Here is a 16,437-nt window from a genome sequence, read left to right as displayed (position 1 = left end):
TGAAGCCAGTTTCTCGTTTCTTGTACGGAACAGAGCTGGATCAGACTTCGTCGGGGCTGCGCAGGTTGGTGACTGCGATTCGCTGTTCGCGGCGCTCGGCCTTTTGCGACGGCATGTCGGCGCGGTAGACGCCTTGATCGCCGACGACCCAGGAAAGCGGGCGACGTTCCTGTCCGATGGATTCCTGCAGCAGCATCAGGCCTTGCAGGAACGCTTCGGGACGAGGCGGGCAGCCGGGCACGTAGACATCCACCGGGAGGAACTTGTCGACTCCCTGAACCACGGAATAGATGTCATACATGCCACCGGAGTTGGCACAGGCGCCCATGGAAATGACCCACTTGGGTTCCAGCATCTGCTCATACAGGCGCTGGATGATGGGGGCCATCTTCAGGAACGGCGTACCGGCGATAACCATGAAGTCCGCCTGGCGCGGCGATGCCCGGATTACCTCGGCGCCAAAGCGCGCGATGTCGTGGGGCGCCGTGAAGGCGGTGGTCATTTCCACGTAGCAGCACGAAAGGCCGAAGTTGTACGGCCACAGGGAGTTCTTGCGACCCCAGTTGACCGTGCTGTTCAGCACGTCTTCGAGCTTGCCCATGAAGATATTCTTGTGGACTTGATCTTCTAACGGATCGGCGACGGTTTCCCGCTTGCCGATCGGATACTGCTCGTTAGGAGCATCGGGGTCGATCCTGGTGAGATTGTATTGCATTGCCAAAGCCTCATTGTTTCAGCTTCGCTTGCCGCTTGCGCCGAGCTTCCGGAGCCCAATCAAGTGCCCCCACCCGGTAAAGGTAGACAAGACCTGCCAACAGAATTGCTATGAAAACGAGAGCTTCGACGAATCCGGTCCAGCCGCTTTCGCGGACGGACACAGACCAGGCAAAGAGAAAGAGGGCTTCGATATCGAAGATCACGAAGAGCATCGCGACCAGATAGAATTTGGCTGAGAGCCGCAAGCGGGCGCCACCGGTAGGCAGCATGCCGGACTCGAACGGTTCATTTTTGCTGCGTCCCCAGGCTTTTGACCCGAGGAGGCTGGAGACGCCGAGCATGAAGGCGCACAGGCCGACGACACCCAGAAGGAAAATGGCAAAGCCCCAGTTGTGGGCCATGAGTCCTGTCGCTTCGGGCATGCTGGAAATCCTTAACAGAGAGCAAAGGTCTCTGAGCTTGAAAAGAAATAACGCAGTGACGATATGTCGCAGCAATCAATCGCGGTGATTTTATGGCTAAACACCGGGCAAGTAAAATTCAGATCACGAAATTATTTATTGGAATAAGGACATGGCGCACCTCCAGGGCCGCGCGGCCCCGGCCCGACGGGCATTGGCCGGCTATTGAACAATAATATTTCGTGCGGAATGCAACAATGATAACGACTTCCAAATGATAATTGTTGTTATCTGTATTGCGCCCTCCATGTGCACTTAAAGTCGTGTCGAGGGGAGCTGTCTTAATCGTCGCTACTGCAATTGTCAGCGTCGGACGTTTTACTCCTTTTCCGACCGCCCAATACTGCGTTCGATCAATTTTTCTATCGTTGCGCTGAAGTTTCTGCTGAGGTTTCCGTAAAGGAGGGCCGCTGGCGCTCAAGGCTGCATGAGGCACTGCTCCTGTGGAGGCCAGGCTTGGCCGCGATGCCAGCAAATGAGTCCCGAGGCAGACTGTCTTGCGTCCAGCGCGGCCAAGCCTGGCTCCACAGGGGCAGGCTTGTTCCTAAGCGTAGGCCGCTTCCAGGAAAACGAGTGAAAAAAAGGAGCGACGGATCGATGTCCGGCAATCCAGTCCATCCTGGAGCCTGTGACCCGGGGAGGATGCGCATGAGCGATGCCGCTGCTCGAAAAAATCGGCAGGGGTCGGAGACGGAAGTCTTGAAGGAATGATATCAAATGGCTATCTTTGCGGTTCATTCATCTAATCATCTATATCAATGCTGGTTAGACATGCCTCTTCATAGATAGCTGCGTCAGTTTTCATCGTTCGCGGCTGGGATTACTCAAGGAATGTCATGAAGTCTCCGATCGCGAATATGAGCGTTATGCTCAAGCTGGCTTTGGGTTTTGCCGTTGTGCTGTTTCTGACCGCCATCCTCGCCGCGACCGGCTGGTTCAGCTTGGGCAAGATGATCGAGCGTGCGGACCGGATGTCGAGCATTGCCGAGTTCGGCGACCGTCTGGACCATCTGCGCAGGGCTCGATTCCAATATCAGTTGGACAAGGGCGATGAGCAGAAAGGGGCATTGATCCAGGCGTCGCTGGAGCAGCTTGTCGCCAAGGAGAAAAGCCTGGCAAAAGAGCTGAGAAAACCGGAAAACCTGAAGAAGCTCGCCTTGATCGAGCAGGCCAGCGCGCAGTATCAGCGGGCACTGGATACCATGCGCGAGGCCTATCGCAATGACGCCGCCATGCGCAAGGAGATGGGGACCAACGCGGTCAAAGGCGCCGCGCTGATTGCCAAGGTCATCAGTGATGTGGAAGCCATGCCCGTCTCGGACGAGCGCCGCTTCGACCTGTACAGGGTGATCCTCAAGGTCAAGGAGGACGTGGCCCTGGTGCGTTATGAAGTGCGTGGCTATACCGGCAATCCCAACAGCGCCACCGAACAGGCCGCCACCCGCCAGCTTGAAAATGCGTTCAAGAGCATCGACACCCTCAATAGCGCTTTCGGCCCCGCCTATGCCGATACCATCAAGCAACTGGAAACCGCGCTGATCGCTTACCGCCAATCGGTGCAGAACTTCACCGCCAGCAACCAGGCCATTGGCAAGGCTGTGCAGGAAACCGTCGACCTGGGTGAAACCATCACCCGCCTGACGGATGAAATGTATGCCAGCCAGTTGGCCTACCTGGATGAAGAAAGCACCCGTTCGCGGATCCTGCAGTTGAGCTGTACTGCATTGGCGATACTGTTGGGGATTCTTGCGGCCGTGATCATCACGCGCCAGATTACCCGGCCGTTGCAGGACACGCTGGCAGTGGTTGATCGCATCGCGGCAGGTGACCTCACCCAAGACATGGTCGTGACCCGTGGTGATGAGCTGGGTGCCTTGCAGCAAGGTATCCAGCGCATGGGCGTTACGTTGCGCGACCTGATCGGCGGCATCCGGGATGGCGTCACCCAGATCGCCAGCGCCGCCGAAGAGCTGTCGGCTGTCACTGAGCAGACCAGTGCCGGGGTCAATAGCCAGAAGACCGAGACTGACCAGGTGGCCACTGCCATGCACGAAATGTCGGCGACGGTGCATGAAGTCGCGCGCAATGCCGAACAGGCTTGCGCAGCCGCGTCGGAGGCCGACGCACAGGCCCGTATCGGCGACGAGGTGGTCGCGCAAGCCATCGTCCAGATCGAGCGTTTGGCCGGCGAAGTCGGGCGCTCCGTCGAAGCCATGAACGAGTTGGAGCAGGAAAGCGGGCGCATCGGCAAGATCATGGACGTGATCAGGGCGGTGGCCGAGCAGACCAACCTGCTAGCCCTCAATGCGGCCATCGAGGCCGCTCGCGCCGGTGACGCCGGGCGTGGCTTTGCCGTGGTCGCCGACGAAGTGCGCGGGCTGGCCCAGCGTACCCAGCAGTCCACCGAAGAGATTGAAAGCCTGGTGGCGGGCATGCAGAACGGCACGCGCCAGGTCTCGAATATCATGCGAAACAGCCGTGAACTGACTGACAGCAGTGTGGAATTGGCCGGTAAGGCTGGCACCTCCCTGGGCAATATCACCCAGGCGGTTTCCGGCATCCAGGCCATGAACCAGCAGATTGCCGCCGCCGCGGTGCAACAGAGTTCGGTGGCCGAGGACATCAGTCGCAGTATCTTGAGCGTGCGCGATGTCTCCGAGCAGACCGCCTCGGCCAGCGAGGAAACCGCAGCCTCCAGCATCGAACTGGCGCGCCTGGGGAACCAGTTGCAGCAACTGGTGAGCCATTTCAAAGTGTGAAAACAGCGCAAAGCCGGCGAAAAAAAGCCCCGAACCAGTCGGGGCTTCAGATTGGCGGCCTTGCGGTTAGCTTTGACTCGGTCCGCAAGGGCCGTTTAACGATGGATCAGTGGAACTGTTCTTCTTCGGTGGAGCCGGTCAGTGCGGTTACCGACGAGGTGCCGCCCTGGATCACGGTGGTCATGTCGTCGAAGTAACCGGTGCCCACTTCCTGCTGGTGCGCCACGAAGGTGTAGCCCTTGGCGGCGTCGGCGAACTCCTGCTCCTGCAGTTTCACGTAGGCGGTCATGTCGTTGCGGGCGTAGTCGTGCGCCAGGTTGAACATGCTGTGCCACATGTTGTGAATGCCGGCCAGGGTGATGAACTGGTGCTTGTAGCCCATGGCGGACAGTTCGCGCTGGAACTTGGCGATGGTCGCGTCGTCCAGGTTTTTCTTCCAGTTGAAGGAAGGCGAGCAGTTGTACGACAGGATCTGGTCCGGGTATTCCTTCTTGATCGCTTCGGCGAAGCGACGCGCTTCTTCCAGGTCCGGCTTGGCGGTTTCACACCAGATCAGGTCGGCGTACGGCGCGTAGGCCAGGCCGCGGGCGATTGCCTGGTCCAGGCCGGCGCGGACTTTGTAGAAGCCTTCCTGGGTGCGGGTGCCGGTTACGAACGGCTGGTCGTACGGGTCGCAGTCGGAAGTCAGCAGGTCAGCGGCGTTGGCGTCGGTACGGGCCAGGATGATGGTCGGTACGCCAGCGACGTCGGCGGCCAGGCGGGCAGCGGTCAGCTTCTGTACGGCTTCCTGGGTCGGCACCAGTACCTTGCCGCCCATGTGGCCGCATTTCTTCACCGAGGCCAGCTGGTCTTCGAAGTGAACGCCGGCGGCGCCTGCTTCGATCATGCTCTTCATCAGTTCGTAGGCATTCAGTACGCCGCCGAAACCGGCTTCGGCGTCAGCCACGATTGGCGCGAAGTAGTCGATGTAGCCTTCGTCGCCTGGGTTCTTGCCGGCTTTCCACTGGATCTGGTCGGCGCGACGGAACGAGTTGTTGATGCGCTTGACCACGGTGGGAACCGAATCCACCGGGTACAGCGATTGGTCGGGGTACATCGATTCGGCGGAGTTGTTGTCGGCAGCCACTTGCCAGCCCGACAGGTAGATCGCCTGGATGCCGGCCTTGACTTGCTGTACGGCCTGGCCGCCGGTCAGGGCGCCCATGCAGTTGACGAAATCTTTCTCGGGACGGAAGGATGGCTTGGCGCCCTGGGTCACCAGGTTCCAGAGCTTCTCGGCGCCCATTTTCGCAAAGGTGTGCTCAGGTTGAACCGAGCCACGCAGACGGACGACGTCAGCAGCGGAATAATTGCGCTTCACGCCTTTCCAGCGTGGGTTCTCAGCCCAGTCTTTTTCAAGGGCTGCAATTTGCTGTTCGCGTGTCAGTGCCATGGAAATAAACCTCGTCGCATCGTCGGGTGTGGAAGATTCCTGCTCCTGCCGGTTTCACCAAACATTGGCGAAGAAGGCTGCTCGCTGGCCAGGGGGCCGGGCATACAAGTCGGTTCAGGCGAGGAGGCGACGGGATGAACGATGGGCTCGAGGGGAAAGTGAGCAGGTAGAGGCGAACTGCGGGCGCATTCGGGCGTCGTGGGCCTTCATGTGAACTCAGAGTGATGCCGGGTTACCTAGTTACGCTTCCGTCCCTCGGGACAACTTCGTTCCAGTCGCAACCTCGTCAAACACACCTTGTGGGCGGTACAGACACGAATCGGCTCGCGGGGTAGGTGCAAGCGACGACCCGAAGGCCCTTGCCAGGGCCCCTGATTAGCGGGAGCGAGGCCATCATGCCTTCGGTTTTTTTGCTCGTCAAACGTTTTGTAGTGCTTTTTTTCAGCCACTACATCTTTGGTCTAATACGACTCATCAGTCAGTTTTTGATGCTTCAGTTCAGGGTGTCGACCTTGACCCGCAGAATCATGTCGTCGCGACCTTGTGTCGAGTAGCTGCGGGTCAGGCCTTGTTTGTCGGCTTGTGTCTGGCGATTCACGCCCGCCAGGGTGATCCATTCCCCCAGGCGACCGCTGACTGTTGTGTCGGTACTCTGGACGTTCACTACATCGGGACGTTCCTGGCTCATACGGTCACGGTTGGTACTGATGCTCAGATGAACGGTCTCGCCGGTAACGCTGGCGGTGACATAGAAACCCTGGGTGACATTGCGGTATTCGGTCTGGCTCTGCATGCGGCCATAGGTGTCGGTCTGGGTGCTGGTGAAGGGCACGCTTTGTCCGACCTGGATCAGCGCCGGTTGGCCTTCGCTTGCCTGTACCTGCTGCACCCCACCGTCACGGCTGGCTGTGCTGCGGTTGATGATGCGGGTCTGGCTGGGGGCTGCCCCGTTGATGGAGTAGCCTTGGTCGCCCTGCAGGTTGTTCTCGTTGGTGTCCACGGTAATCAGCAGGCGTTTGGGGGCGGTATCCAACTGGGCGAGGAATTGCCGGAGTTCTTCGATCTTGCCAGGTTCGGCGTTGACGATCAGTTGGTTGCCGTAGGCGCTGACCTGGCCGTCCTTGCCGATGAAGTTCTGCGCCACCGGCAGCAGGTCGGCGCTGGTGCGGTAGTTCAGCGGCACGATTTGTGTGTCGGCCATGGCCGACAGGCTGCAGCCGAGCAGCAGGGTGACCAGGAGGGTGCGTAGAGGCATGTCCATTTCTCCGCGAGACAAAGGCTTGATATTGCCAGTTTGTCGGCCCCGAGTGGGGCAAGTTGAATGGTAGACGGCAAAACGCCCCGGCATCGGGGGATGGCGGGGCGTTTTTCGGTAAGGCTTGAGGGCTTCATCGCGAGCAAGCTCGCGATGGCCGCGCTGCGGATTCAGGCCGAGTGCCGCACCATGTCCACATGAGGGATCCCCGCTTCCAGGAACTCCTCGCTGACCACGGCAAAGCCCAGGCGCTCATAGAACGGCGTGGCATGGACCTGGGCGCTGAGCATCTGCTGCTTGAGCCCGCGTCTCTCGGCTTCGGCGATCACGGCTTGCATCAGCGCATCGCCGACTTTCAGGCCGCGCCAGTCCTTGAGGACCGAGACGCGGCCGATATGACCCTCGGTCAGCAGGCGAGCGGTGCCAATGGGGAAATCGCCTTCGAAGGCCAGGAAATGCACTGCATCCTGGTCATCGCAATCCCATTCCAGCTCGGGTGGAACGGACTGTTCGACAATGAACACGGTCTCACGAATGCGCCGGATCTCGGCGTTGTCCTTTTGCCAGTCTGCGACACGAACGTGAATTCTATTCATCGGCGAACCCCAGGCTGCCTTGCTTGACCAACTCGCAGAGCAGGCCGCGACCATCTTCGTCGGCCAGCCATGGGCCGAGGTTTTCGATATGCAGCGCATCCGCAGCGCAGATCATCTTCAGCAGCTCACGCAACTTGCCCGGCAGGTAGCGGCTCTGGCCGCTGGCGAACAGCAGCAGGTCGTCGTCGACTTCCGACCAGGCCAGGCGTGCGCTCGGGTTGCGAATGATAACCGCGCCTTGCTCCAGGCCGGCCAGCAGGTCGTCCTCTTCCAGCTCGGGCCCGACCACCAGTTCCGGGTAGCGTGGCTCGGTCATGAACTGGCCGAACCAGGTCAGCAGCAGGCGTTCGTCGCTCATGTGTTCGGCCAGCAGGCCCTTGAGGCGATCGAGGGCGTCGTGCTGGATCTGATGCGGGTCGCTCACCGGGCGCGCATCGGCGTCGGTGTAGCGTTCTTCGTCCGGCAGGAACTGGCTGAGGAAATCGGTGAAATGAGTCAGCACCTCGGCGGCGCTCGGCGCGCGGAAACCCACCGAATACGTCATGCAGTCATCCACGGCCACGCCGCAGTGGGCCAGACGGGGCGGCAGGTAGAGCATGTCACCCGGTTCCAGGGTCCACTCGTCGTTCGCCTCGAAGTCGGCGAGGATGCGCAGGTCGGCGTGCTGCAGCAAGGGACTCTCGGAGTCGCACATCTGGCCGATCTTCCAGTTGCGCTTGCCATGCCCTTGCAGCAGGAATACGTCGTAGTTGTCGAAATGCGGGCCAACGCTGCCACCGGGGGCGGCGAAGCTGATCATCACATCGTCGATGCGCCAGCTGGGCAGGAAGCGGAAGTGCTCCAGCAATTCGGCGACTTCCGGTACGAATTGATCGACCGCCTGTACCAGCAGTGTCCACTCGCGCTCTGGCAGTTTACTGAATTCGTCTTCGGCGAACGGGCCGCGACGCAATTCCCAGGGACGCTCGCCGTGCTCGATCACCAGGCGCGACTCGACTTCTTCTTCCAGGGCCAGGCCGGCCAGTTCGTCGGCGTCGATCGGGCTTTCGAAGTCAGGGATGGCCTGGCGGATCAGCAGCGGTTTCTTCTGCCAGTAGTCGCGCAGGAACTCCCGTGCCGTGATGCCGCCCAGGAGTTGCAGAGGAATATCAGGATTCATGTGTAACCTATTGAAAAAAATTACTTTTCAGACGCGAATAAAAACGCCCGGCGCGGCCGGGCGTCTCAGGGCAAGGCAATGGGTCAGATACGCTTGGCTTGTGCCGCCGCATTGCCGATGTAGCGGGCCGGCGTGAGCTTTTTCAGCTCGGTGCGCGCTTCGGCGGGCATGTCCAGACCGTCGATGAAAGTCTGCAACGCTTCAGGGCTGATGCCCTTGCCACGGGTCAGTTCTTTCAGCTTCTCATACGGGTTTTCGATGTTGTAGCGGCGCATCACGGTCTGGATCGGCTCGGCCAGGACTTCCCAGCAGGCGTCCAGGTCGGCGGCGATCTTCTGCTCGTTCAGCTCCAGCTTGCCGATGCCCTTGAGGCTGGCTTCGTAGGCAATGACGCTATGGGCGAAACCCACGCCCAGGTTGCGCAGTACCGTGGAGTCGGTCAGGTCGCGCTGCCAGCGGGAAATCGGCAGCTTGCTCGCCAGGTGCTGGAACAGCGCATTGGCGATGCCCAGGTTGCCTTCGGAGTTCTCGAAGTCGATCGGGTTGACCTTGTGCGGCATGGTCGAGGAACCGATTTCGCCGGCGATGGTGCGCTGCTTGAAGTAGCCCAGGGAGATGTAGCCCCAGATGTCGCGGTCGAAGTCGATCAGGATGGTGTTGAAGCGTGCGATCGCGTCGAACAGCTCGGCGATGTAGTCGTGCGGTTCGATCTGGGTGGTGTATGGGTTGAAGCTCAGGCCCAGCTCGTCTTCGATGAAGGCACGGGCATTGGCTTCCCAGTCGATGTCCGGGTAGGCCGACAGGTGCGCGTTGTAGTTGCCCACGGCGCCGTTGATCTTGCCCAGCAGGGGCACGGCGGCGACTTGAGCGATCTGGCGCTCCAGGCGGTAAACGACGTTCGCCAGTTCCTTGCCCAGGGTGGTCGGCGAAGCCGGCTGGCCGTGGGTGCGCGACAGCATCGGTACGTCGGCGAAACGGATCGCCAGTTCGCGAATGGCCTGGGCGACCTGGCGCATCAGCGGCAGCATCACGTCATCGCGGCCTTCGCGCAGCATCAGGGCGTGGGACAGGTTGTTGATGTCCTCGCTGGTGCAGGCAAAGTGGATGAATTCGCTGACCTTGGCCAGTTCCGGCAGCTGGGCCGCCTGCTCCTTGAGCAGGTATTCGATGGCCTTGACGTCGTGGTTGGTGGTGCGCTCGATCTCTTTGACGCGCTCGGCGTGCTCCAGGGCGAAGTTCTCGGCCAGGGCGTTCAGCACCGCATTGGCTTCGGCGGAGAACGCCGGGACTTCACCGATGGCGGGGTGGGCGGCCAGGCGCTGGAGCCAGCGCACTTCAACCAGGACGCGGGCACGGATCAGGCCGTACTCGCTGAAAATCGGGCGCAGGGCCTGGGTTTTGCCGGCGTAGCGGCCGTCAACAGGGGAAACCGCAGTGAGCGAAGAGAGCTGCATGGGGTGTTCTCGGACAGTCGGGCAACGAAATGGGGCGCGTATCATACATGAAAACCATCGCCGGTCCGTCGCCAACTGACCGGCGTGTTACGCGTGACAAGGTACAAAAGTGGGTCGAGGCGACTTATTCGTTGCGCATCAACGGGTAAAGCTCTTTAAGCAATTTGCGTCGGCTGATCACCAACTGCCAGCGGTGGCCTCCCAACTGCCGCCACAGCCGCGCCGAGCGAATGCCGGCCAACAGCAGGGCGCGGATCTTCGAGGCGTTGCTCGGCTGCTGCAGGTTGCGCATGTCGCCATGCACCTGGATGCGCTGGCGCAAGGTACTCAGGGTGTCCTGGTAGAGCGCACCGCAGGCGGCGATCACGTTTTCGTGGGACGGACCGAAGTGTTCGACCTGGGACTGGATCTGCGGCAGGCGATTGCCGATGGTCTCGAGCAGGTCGTCGCGCTTGGCCAACTGGCGCTCAAGGCCCAGCATCGACAGGGCATAGCGCAACGGCTCGCGTTGCAGGGCGCTGGGCTCGCGCTCCAGGGCGCCGATCAGGGCACGATAACCCTCGCGCAGGTTCAGGTCGTCGCCGCCGTAGACTTCGAGGGTGTCCTTGGGGTCGCGAACCAGCAGGCTGCCGAGCATGCAGCTCAGGCCGGCTTCGCTGGCCTGGCCGGTCTTGGCGATCCTGTCCACCAGTACGGCGGCGAGGAACACCCCGCCCAATGCCGTCAGTTGTTCCTGGATCGGGCTCATGCCTTGCTACTCCACGGCTCTGCGACTTCGATCACGCCGCCGCCCAGGCAGACTTCACCGTCGTAGAACACCACGGACTGGCCGGGAGTCACCGCCCGCTGCGGATCATCGAAGGTGGCGCGATAGCCGGTGGCGGTTTTTTCCAGGGTGCAGGGCTGGTCGCTCTGGCGGTAGCGCACCTTGGCCGTCAGGCGACGAGGTTCGCTCAGGTCGATGGGATTGACCCAATAGATGTCCGAGGCGAGCAGGGCGCGGGAGAACAGCCACGGATGGTCGTTGCCCTGGCCGACGATCAGTTCGTTGTGCTCCAGGTCCTTGACCAGCACGTACCACGGCTCTTCACCGGCGTCCTTCAGGCCGCCGATGCCCAGGCCCTGGCGCTGGCCGATGGTGTGGTACATCAGGCCATGGTGGCGGCCGATGACTTCGCCTTCGGTGGTCTTGATCTCGCCTGGCTGGGCCGGCAGGTATTGCTTGAGGAAGTCGCTGAAGCGCCGCTCGCCGATGAAGCAGATACCGGTGGAGTCCTTCTTCTTGGCGGTCGCCAGGGCATGCTTCTCGGCGATTGCGCGGACTTCGGGCTTCTCCAGCTCGCCTACCGGGAACAGGGTCTTGGCGATCTGCTCGCCACCCACGGCGTGCAGGAAATAGCTCTGGTCCTTGTTCGGGTCCAGGCCCTTGAGCAGTTCGGTGCGACCGTCGATGTCGCGGCGGCGCACATAGTGGCCGGTGGCGATCAGGTCGGCACCCAGCATCATGGCGTAGTCCAGGAACGCCTTGAACTTGATCTCGCGGTTGCAGAGGATGTCGGGGTTCGGCGTGCGGCCGGCCTTGTATTCGGCCAGGAAGTGCTCGAACACGTTGTCCCAGTACTCGGCGGCGAAGTTGGCAGTGTGCAGCTTGATGCCAATCTTGTCGCACACGGCCTGGGCGTCCGCCAGGTCGTCCATGGCGGTGCAGTATTCGGTTCCGTCGTCTTCTTCCCAGTTCTTCATGAACAGGCCTTCCACTTCATAGCCCTGCTCGATCAGCAGGAGAGCGGAAACGGAAGAGTCCACGCCGCCGGACATGCCGACAATGACGCGCTTCTTGGTGGTGTCAGAAGGAGCTGGATCACGCATAGGAATTCAATGAGTGTCTTGAAAAAGGACGCGATTCTATCAGGCCCGGGCGCGCAAGGCTAAAGGGAAGGGCGTATCAGTGCCAGGCTGTGGCGATGACCGGCCAGGTAATCGTCGATGCAGCGGATGATCAGCTCGCTGCGCCAGTGGTCGCGCTGTTCGAGCAGTTCGTCGCGGCTTAGCCATTTAGCGCCGAGGATGCCGTCATCCAGTGGAGAGTCGGGGTTATGGTTCAAGGCCCTGGCGGCGAAACAGACGCGCTGGTAAGTCACGCCGTTGCTGGGCGCGGTGTACAGGTAAATGCCCACCACGTCGGTAGGTTCGACGTCCCAGCCGGTTTCTTCCAGGGTTTCGCGTACAGCGGCTTCGATCAGTGTTTCGTTGGGGTCCAGGTGGCCGGCCGGCTGGTTGAGCACCGCGCGTCCACCCTTGGACTCTTCCACCATCAGGAAACGGCCATTGTCTTCGACGATGGTGGCGACGGTGATGTGGGGTTGCCAGTTCATGGACACTCCTCTGGTTCTTGGACTGGAATGCAGGCCACTGTGGGGGGAGCTTGCTCGCGATAGCGGTGGTGCAGTCAATATCAATGTTGAATGTTATATCGCTATCGCGAGCAAGCTCGCTCCCACAGGGAATATATCTTCAGGGGGAAATGTGTTGAGGTCGCAAACACAAACCCCGGCACAAGGCCGGGGTTTGTGATGTTCCCTTACAACCTTACACCAGCGCAGCGATCGCCGCGTTGAAGGTGGCGCTCGGGCGCATGGCCTTGCTGGTCAGTTCCGGATTGGCGAAGTAATAGCCGCCAATGTCCACTGGCTTGCCTTGGACGGCGTTGAGCTCGGCAACGATCTTCTCTTCGTTGTCGGTCAGGGTCTTGGCCAGGGGCGCGAACTGGGCCTTGAGGGCTGCGTCGTCGTCCTGAGCGGCCAGTGCCTGGGCCCAGAACAGGGTCAGGTAGAAATGGCTGCCGCGGTTGTCGATGCCGCCGACCTTGCGCGAAGGCGACTTGTTGCGGTCCAGGAACTCGCCAGTCGCCTGGTCGAGAGTCTTGGCCAGCACCAGCGCTTTCGGGTTGTTGTAGGTCACGCCCAGGTGTTCCAGGGAAGCGGCCAGGGCCAGGAACTCACCCAGGGAATCCCAGCGCAGGAAGTTCTCTTCCAGCAGCTGTTGAACGTGCTTGGGTGCCGAACCGCCGGCGCCGGTTTCGAACAGGCCGCCGCCATTCATCAGCGGCACGATGGACAGCATCTTGGCGCTGGTGCCCAGCTCCATGATCGGGAACAGGTCGGTGAGGTAGTCGCGCAGTACGTTGCCGGTCACCGAAATGGTGTCCTTGCCTTCGCGGGTGCGGGCCAGGGTGAACTTCATCGCATCGACCGGCGACATGATGCGGATATCCAGGCCCGCGGTGTCGTGATCCTTCAGGTAGGCCTGGACTTTCTCGATCACCACGCCGTCGTGGGCGCGCATCGGGTCCAGCCAGAAGATGGCCGGGGTATTGCTGGCGCGGGCACGGTTGACCGCCAGCTTGACCCAGTCCTGGATCGGTGCGTCCTTGGTCTGGCACATGCGGAAGATGTCGCCGGCTTCCACGTTCTGTTCCAGCAGGGTGCGACCGTTGCTGTCGCTGACGCGGACCACGCCGTCGACCTTGATCTGGAAGGTCTTGTCGTGGGAGCCGTACTCTTCGGCTTTCTTGGCCATCAGGCCGACGTTCGGCACGCTGCCCATGGTGGTCGGGTCGAAGGCGCCGTGCTGCTTGCAGTCTTCGATCACTGCCTGGTAGATGGTGGCGTAGCAACGATCCGGGATCACGGCCTTGGTGTCGTGCAGCTGGCCGTCGGTGCCCCACATCTTGCCGGAGTCACGGATCATGGCTGGCATCGAGGCGTCGACGATGACGTCGCTCGGCACGTGCAGGTTGGTGATGCCCTTGTCGGAGTTGACCATTGCCAGGGATGGGCGCGCCGCGTAGACCGCCTGGATGTCGGCTTCGATCTGGGCCTGCTGCTCGGCCGGCAGGGCCTTGATACGAGCGTACAGATCGCCGATGCCGTTGTTCAGGTTGAAGCCGATCTGCTCCAGTACGTCGGCGTGCTTGGCCAGGGCGTCCTTGTAGAACTCGGCCACGATCTGGCCGAACATGATCGGGTCGGAGACCTTCATCATGGTGGCCTTGAGGTGCACCGACAACAGGACGCCTTTGTGCTTGGCGTCTTCGATTTCGGCGGCGATGAAGTCGCGCAGGGCCTTTTTGCTCATGACGGCGCAGTCGAGGATCTCACCGGCTTGTACGGTGGTCTTTTCCTTCAGGACGGTGGCGGTGCCATCCTGGGCGATCAGCTCGATTTTCACACTGCCGGCGGCGTCGATCAGGGCGGCTTTTTCGCTGCCGTAGAAATCGCCGTTGCTCATGTGGGCCACGTGGGACTTGGAGTCGGCGGTCCAGGCACCCATCTTGTGCGGGTGCTTGCGAGCGTAGTTCTTGACCGACAGCGGCGCGCGGCGGTCGGAGTTGCCTTCGCGCAGGACCGGGTTCACGGCGCTGCCCTTGACCTTGTCGTAACGGGCGCGAGCATCTTTCTCGGCCTCGGTGGTCACGGTTTCCGGGTAGTCCGGCAGTGCGTAGCCCTGGGCCTGCAATTCCTTGATCGCGGCCTGCAGTTGCGGCACCGAGGCGCTGATGTTCGGCAGCTTGATGATGTTGGCTTCAGGCGTGACGGCCAGTTCGCCCAGTTCGGCGAGGTGGTCGGCTACGGCTTTGTCACCCAGTTGCTCGGGGAAGCTGGCCAGGATACGCCCTGCGAGGGAGATATCGCGGGTTTCCACAGCGATATCGGCCGAAGCGGTGAAGGCTTCGACGATCGGCAGCAGCGAATAGGTGGCGAGGGCGGGGGCTTCGTCGGTGAAGGTATAGATGATCTTCGAGCGGGTGGGCATATTCGGATTAACTCTCTTCTTTGCTAAAGCATGCGCAGAAACTCGAGGGCGCCGGGTAAGCGCGTTCGTTCAAAGTCATCCGTGAGCCGAATGTCGAGGTTTCTTCGCGGTGATGTTGGGTGCATCAGTCGAGCGTCAAGCGGTCGGGCCGCGGTAACGGACCGGCTTTTAACGGGCGGAAAGTCCTGTCGCAGAGCAGTCAGCCGTCGTGACCCTGTGGTCAGCGGCGGCATTATACATAGGTAGCTGGCGATCTGCCGATGGTTCATAGACCTTCGTACTCGTCCATTGGTCTAAACGTCGCAGGGACGTGAAGGCGTCTATGCTCATGTTTGGCGCTTTTCCCTTGGTTTTCAGGGTTGTACGCGGCGAACTGTATCTCTTTGGTCTTGGTAGGGTTTGCGCGCCGATTCAACTGGGGTACGCTCGAACGCAGCCAGATGTTCAATCCAAGCAATGGAGTTCAGCATGGGGTATCAAAAGATTCAGGTTCCGGCCGTCGGTGACAAAATTACCGTCAATGCAGACCATTCTCTTAATGTTCCTGACAATCCGATCATCCCCTTCATTGAAGGTGACGGCATTGGCGTCGACATCAGCCCGGTCATGATCAAGGTCGTGGACGCCGCGGTGCAGAAGGCCTACGGCGGCAAGCGCAAGATTTCCTGGATGGAAGTCTATGCCGGTGAGAAAGCGACCCAGGTCTACGACCAGGACACCTGGCTGCCCCAGGAAACCCTGGATGCGGTCAAGGACTACGTGGTTTCCATCAAGGGCCCCCTGACCACGCCGGTCGGTGGCGGTATCCGCTCGCTGAACGTGGCCCTGCGTCAACAGCTGGACCTGTACGTCTGCCTGCGTCCGGTGCGCTGGTTCGAAGGCGTGCCGAGCCCGGTCAAGAAGCCCGGCGACGTGGACATGACGATTTTCCGTGAGAACTCCGAAGACATCTATGCCGGTATCGAGTGGAAAGCCGGGTCGGCCGAAGCCACCAAGGTGATCAAGTTCCTCAAGGAAGAAATGGGCGTGACCAAGATCCGTTTCGACGAGGACTGCGGTATCGGCGTCAAGCCGGTGTCCAAGCAGGGGACCAAGCGTCTGGCGCGCAAGGCATTGCAATACGTGGTCGACAACGACCGCGATTCGCTGACCATCGTGCACAAAGGCAACATCATGAAGTTCACCGAAGGTGCCTTCAAGGAGTGGGCCTACGAAGTGGCCGCCGAGGAGTTCGGCGCGACCCTGCTCGATGGCGGCCCTTGGATGCAGTTCAAGAACCCCAAGACTGGCAAGAACGTCGTGGTCAAGGACGCCATCGCCGATGCCATGCTCCAGCAGATCCTGCTGCGTCCGGCCGAATATGACGTGATCGCCACCCTGAACCTCAACGGCGACTATCTCTCCGACGCCCTGGCGGCGGAAGTGGGGGGTATCGGTATCGCGCCGGGGGCCAACCTGTCCGACACCGTGGCCATGTTCGAAGCCACCCACGGCACCGCACCCAAGTATGCGGGCAAGGACCAGGTCAACCCGGGTTCTTTGATCCTGTCGGCGGAAATGATGCTGCGCCACATGGGTTGGACCGAAGCGGCCGACCTGATCATCAAGGGTACCAACGGTGCGATTTCGGCCAAGACCGTGACCTATGACTTCGAGCGCCTGATGGAGGGCGCCAAGCTGGTGTCCTCCTCGGGCTTCGGTGATGCACTGATCTCCCACATGTAAGAAATTGTCATAAAAAAGCCCGGCTCGATCTCTCGAGCCGGGCTTTTTCGTGCCCGGAAGCTAC

General features: G+C 60.9%; 12 protein-coding genes and 2 pseudogenes. 3 read left to right on the top strand and 11 right to left on the bottom strand.

Features of this window, described 5'->3' with window-relative positions; all coding sequences use genetic code 11:
* Window positions 1–40: 40 nt before the first annotated feature.
* Window positions 41–715: a NuoB/complex I 20 kDa subunit family protein gene (locus AC1M7R_RS01600; protein ID WP_072392835.1), complete on the bottom strand. Its 675-nt coding sequence runs from the start codon at window positions 713–715 to the stop codon at window positions 41–43.
* 10 nt (window positions 716–725) lie between these two features.
* Window positions 726–1,139: an NADH-quinone oxidoreductase subunit A gene (locus tag AC1M7R_RS01595; protein WP_030141323.1), complete on the bottom strand. Its 414-nt coding sequence runs from the start codon at window positions 1,137–1,139 to the stop codon at window positions 726–728.
* A gap of 875 nt (window positions 1,140–2,014) precedes the next feature.
* On the opposite strand from AC1M7R_RS01595, the pseudogene AC1M7R_RS01590 reads away from it, so the two are divergent.
* Together AC1M7R_RS01590 and AC1M7R_RS01585 are read left to right on the top strand one after the other, a co-directional pair.
* A pseudogene (locus AC1M7R_RS01590) lies at window positions 2,015–3,031 on the top strand (methyl-accepting chemotaxis protein); the annotation flags it as partial.
* A 369-nt stretch (window positions 3,032–3,400) separates the two neighbouring features.
* Window positions 3,401–3,937: pseudogene (locus tag AC1M7R_RS01585) on the top strand (methyl-accepting chemotaxis protein); the annotation flags it as partial.
* 106 nt (window positions 3,938–4,043) lie between these two features.
* Here AC1M7R_RS01585 and aceA read toward each other — a convergent pair.
* The 9 genes from aceA to AC1M7R_RS01540 form a co-directional block, all read right to left on the bottom strand.
* The gene (gene aceA / locus AC1M7R_RS01580; RefSeq protein ID WP_072392842.1) at window positions 4,044–5,369 is read right to left on the bottom strand and encodes an isocitrate lyase; all 1,326 of its coding nucleotides are present in this window, start codon (window positions 5,367–5,369) and stop codon (window positions 4,044–4,046) included.
* Between the two features lie 493 nt (window positions 5,370–5,862).
* The gene (locus AC1M7R_RS01575) at window positions 5,863–6,624 is read right to left on the bottom strand and encodes a secretin N-terminal domain-containing protein (RefSeq protein WP_072392845.1); all 762 of its coding nucleotides are present in this window, start codon (window positions 6,622–6,624) and stop codon (window positions 5,863–5,865) included.
* 170 nt (window positions 6,625–6,794) lie between these two features.
* A complete protein-coding gene (locus AC1M7R_RS01570; protein WP_072392848.1) occupies window positions 6,795–7,220 on the bottom strand; it encodes a GNAT family N-acetyltransferase in 426 nt (141 codons plus the stop codon).
* Window positions 7,213–8,379, bottom strand: coding sequence for a ribosomal protein uL16 3-hydroxylase (locus AC1M7R_RS01565; RefSeq protein ID WP_072392851.1), 1,167 nt, complete (start codon window positions 8,377–8,379; stop codon window positions 7,213–7,215). The genes AC1M7R_RS01570 and AC1M7R_RS01565 overlap by 8 nt, the downstream gene beginning before the upstream one ends.
* Window positions 8,380–8,462: 83 nt before the next feature.
* A complete protein-coding gene (gene purB / locus AC1M7R_RS01560; RefSeq protein WP_490610188.1) occupies window positions 8,463–9,833 on the bottom strand; it encodes an adenylosuccinate lyase in 1,371 nt (456 codons plus the stop codon).
* Window positions 9,834–9,957: 124 nt separating this feature from the next.
* Window positions 9,958–10,581 carry a high frequency lysogenization protein HflD gene (gene hflD / locus AC1M7R_RS01555; RefSeq protein WP_072392857.1) on the bottom strand — a complete coding sequence of 208 codons (624 nt, stop codon included), beginning with the start codon at window positions 10,579–10,581 and terminating at the stop codon, window positions 9,958–9,960.
* Window positions 10,578–11,702: a tRNA 2-thiouridine(34) synthase MnmA gene (gene mnmA / locus AC1M7R_RS01550; protein ID WP_072392860.1), complete on the bottom strand. Its 1,125-nt coding sequence runs from the start codon at window positions 11,700–11,702 to the stop codon at window positions 10,578–10,580. Before mnmA ends, hflD begins: the two co-directional genes overlap by 4 nt.
* A gap of 59 nt (window positions 11,703–11,761) precedes the next feature.
* Window positions 11,762–12,208, bottom strand: coding sequence for an NUDIX hydrolase (locus AC1M7R_RS01545; RefSeq protein ID WP_072392863.1), 447 nt, complete (start codon window positions 12,206–12,208; stop codon window positions 11,762–11,764).
* A gap of 214 nt (window positions 12,209–12,422) precedes the next feature.
* Window positions 12,423–14,648 carry an NADP-dependent isocitrate dehydrogenase gene (locus AC1M7R_RS01540; RefSeq protein WP_072392866.1) on the bottom strand — a complete coding sequence of 742 codons (2,226 nt, stop codon included), beginning with the start codon at window positions 14,646–14,648 and terminating at the stop codon, window positions 12,423–12,425.
* A gap of 468 nt (window positions 14,649–15,116) precedes the next feature.
* On the opposite strand from AC1M7R_RS01540, the gene icd reads away from it, so the two are divergent.
* Window positions 15,117–16,373 carry an NADP-dependent isocitrate dehydrogenase gene (gene icd, locus AC1M7R_RS01535; RefSeq protein ID WP_024779303.1) on the top strand — a complete coding sequence of 419 codons (1,257 nt, stop codon included), beginning with the start codon at window positions 15,117–15,119 and terminating at the stop codon, window positions 16,371–16,373.
* The last annotated feature ends 64 nt before the right edge of the window (window positions 16,374–16,437 follow it).

The organism is Pseudomonas sp. MS01C9 (assembly GCF_058202755.1).
The sequence above is the reverse complement of the archived record's forward strand: the minus strand, read 5'-3'. Positions and strand labels throughout refer to the sequence as shown.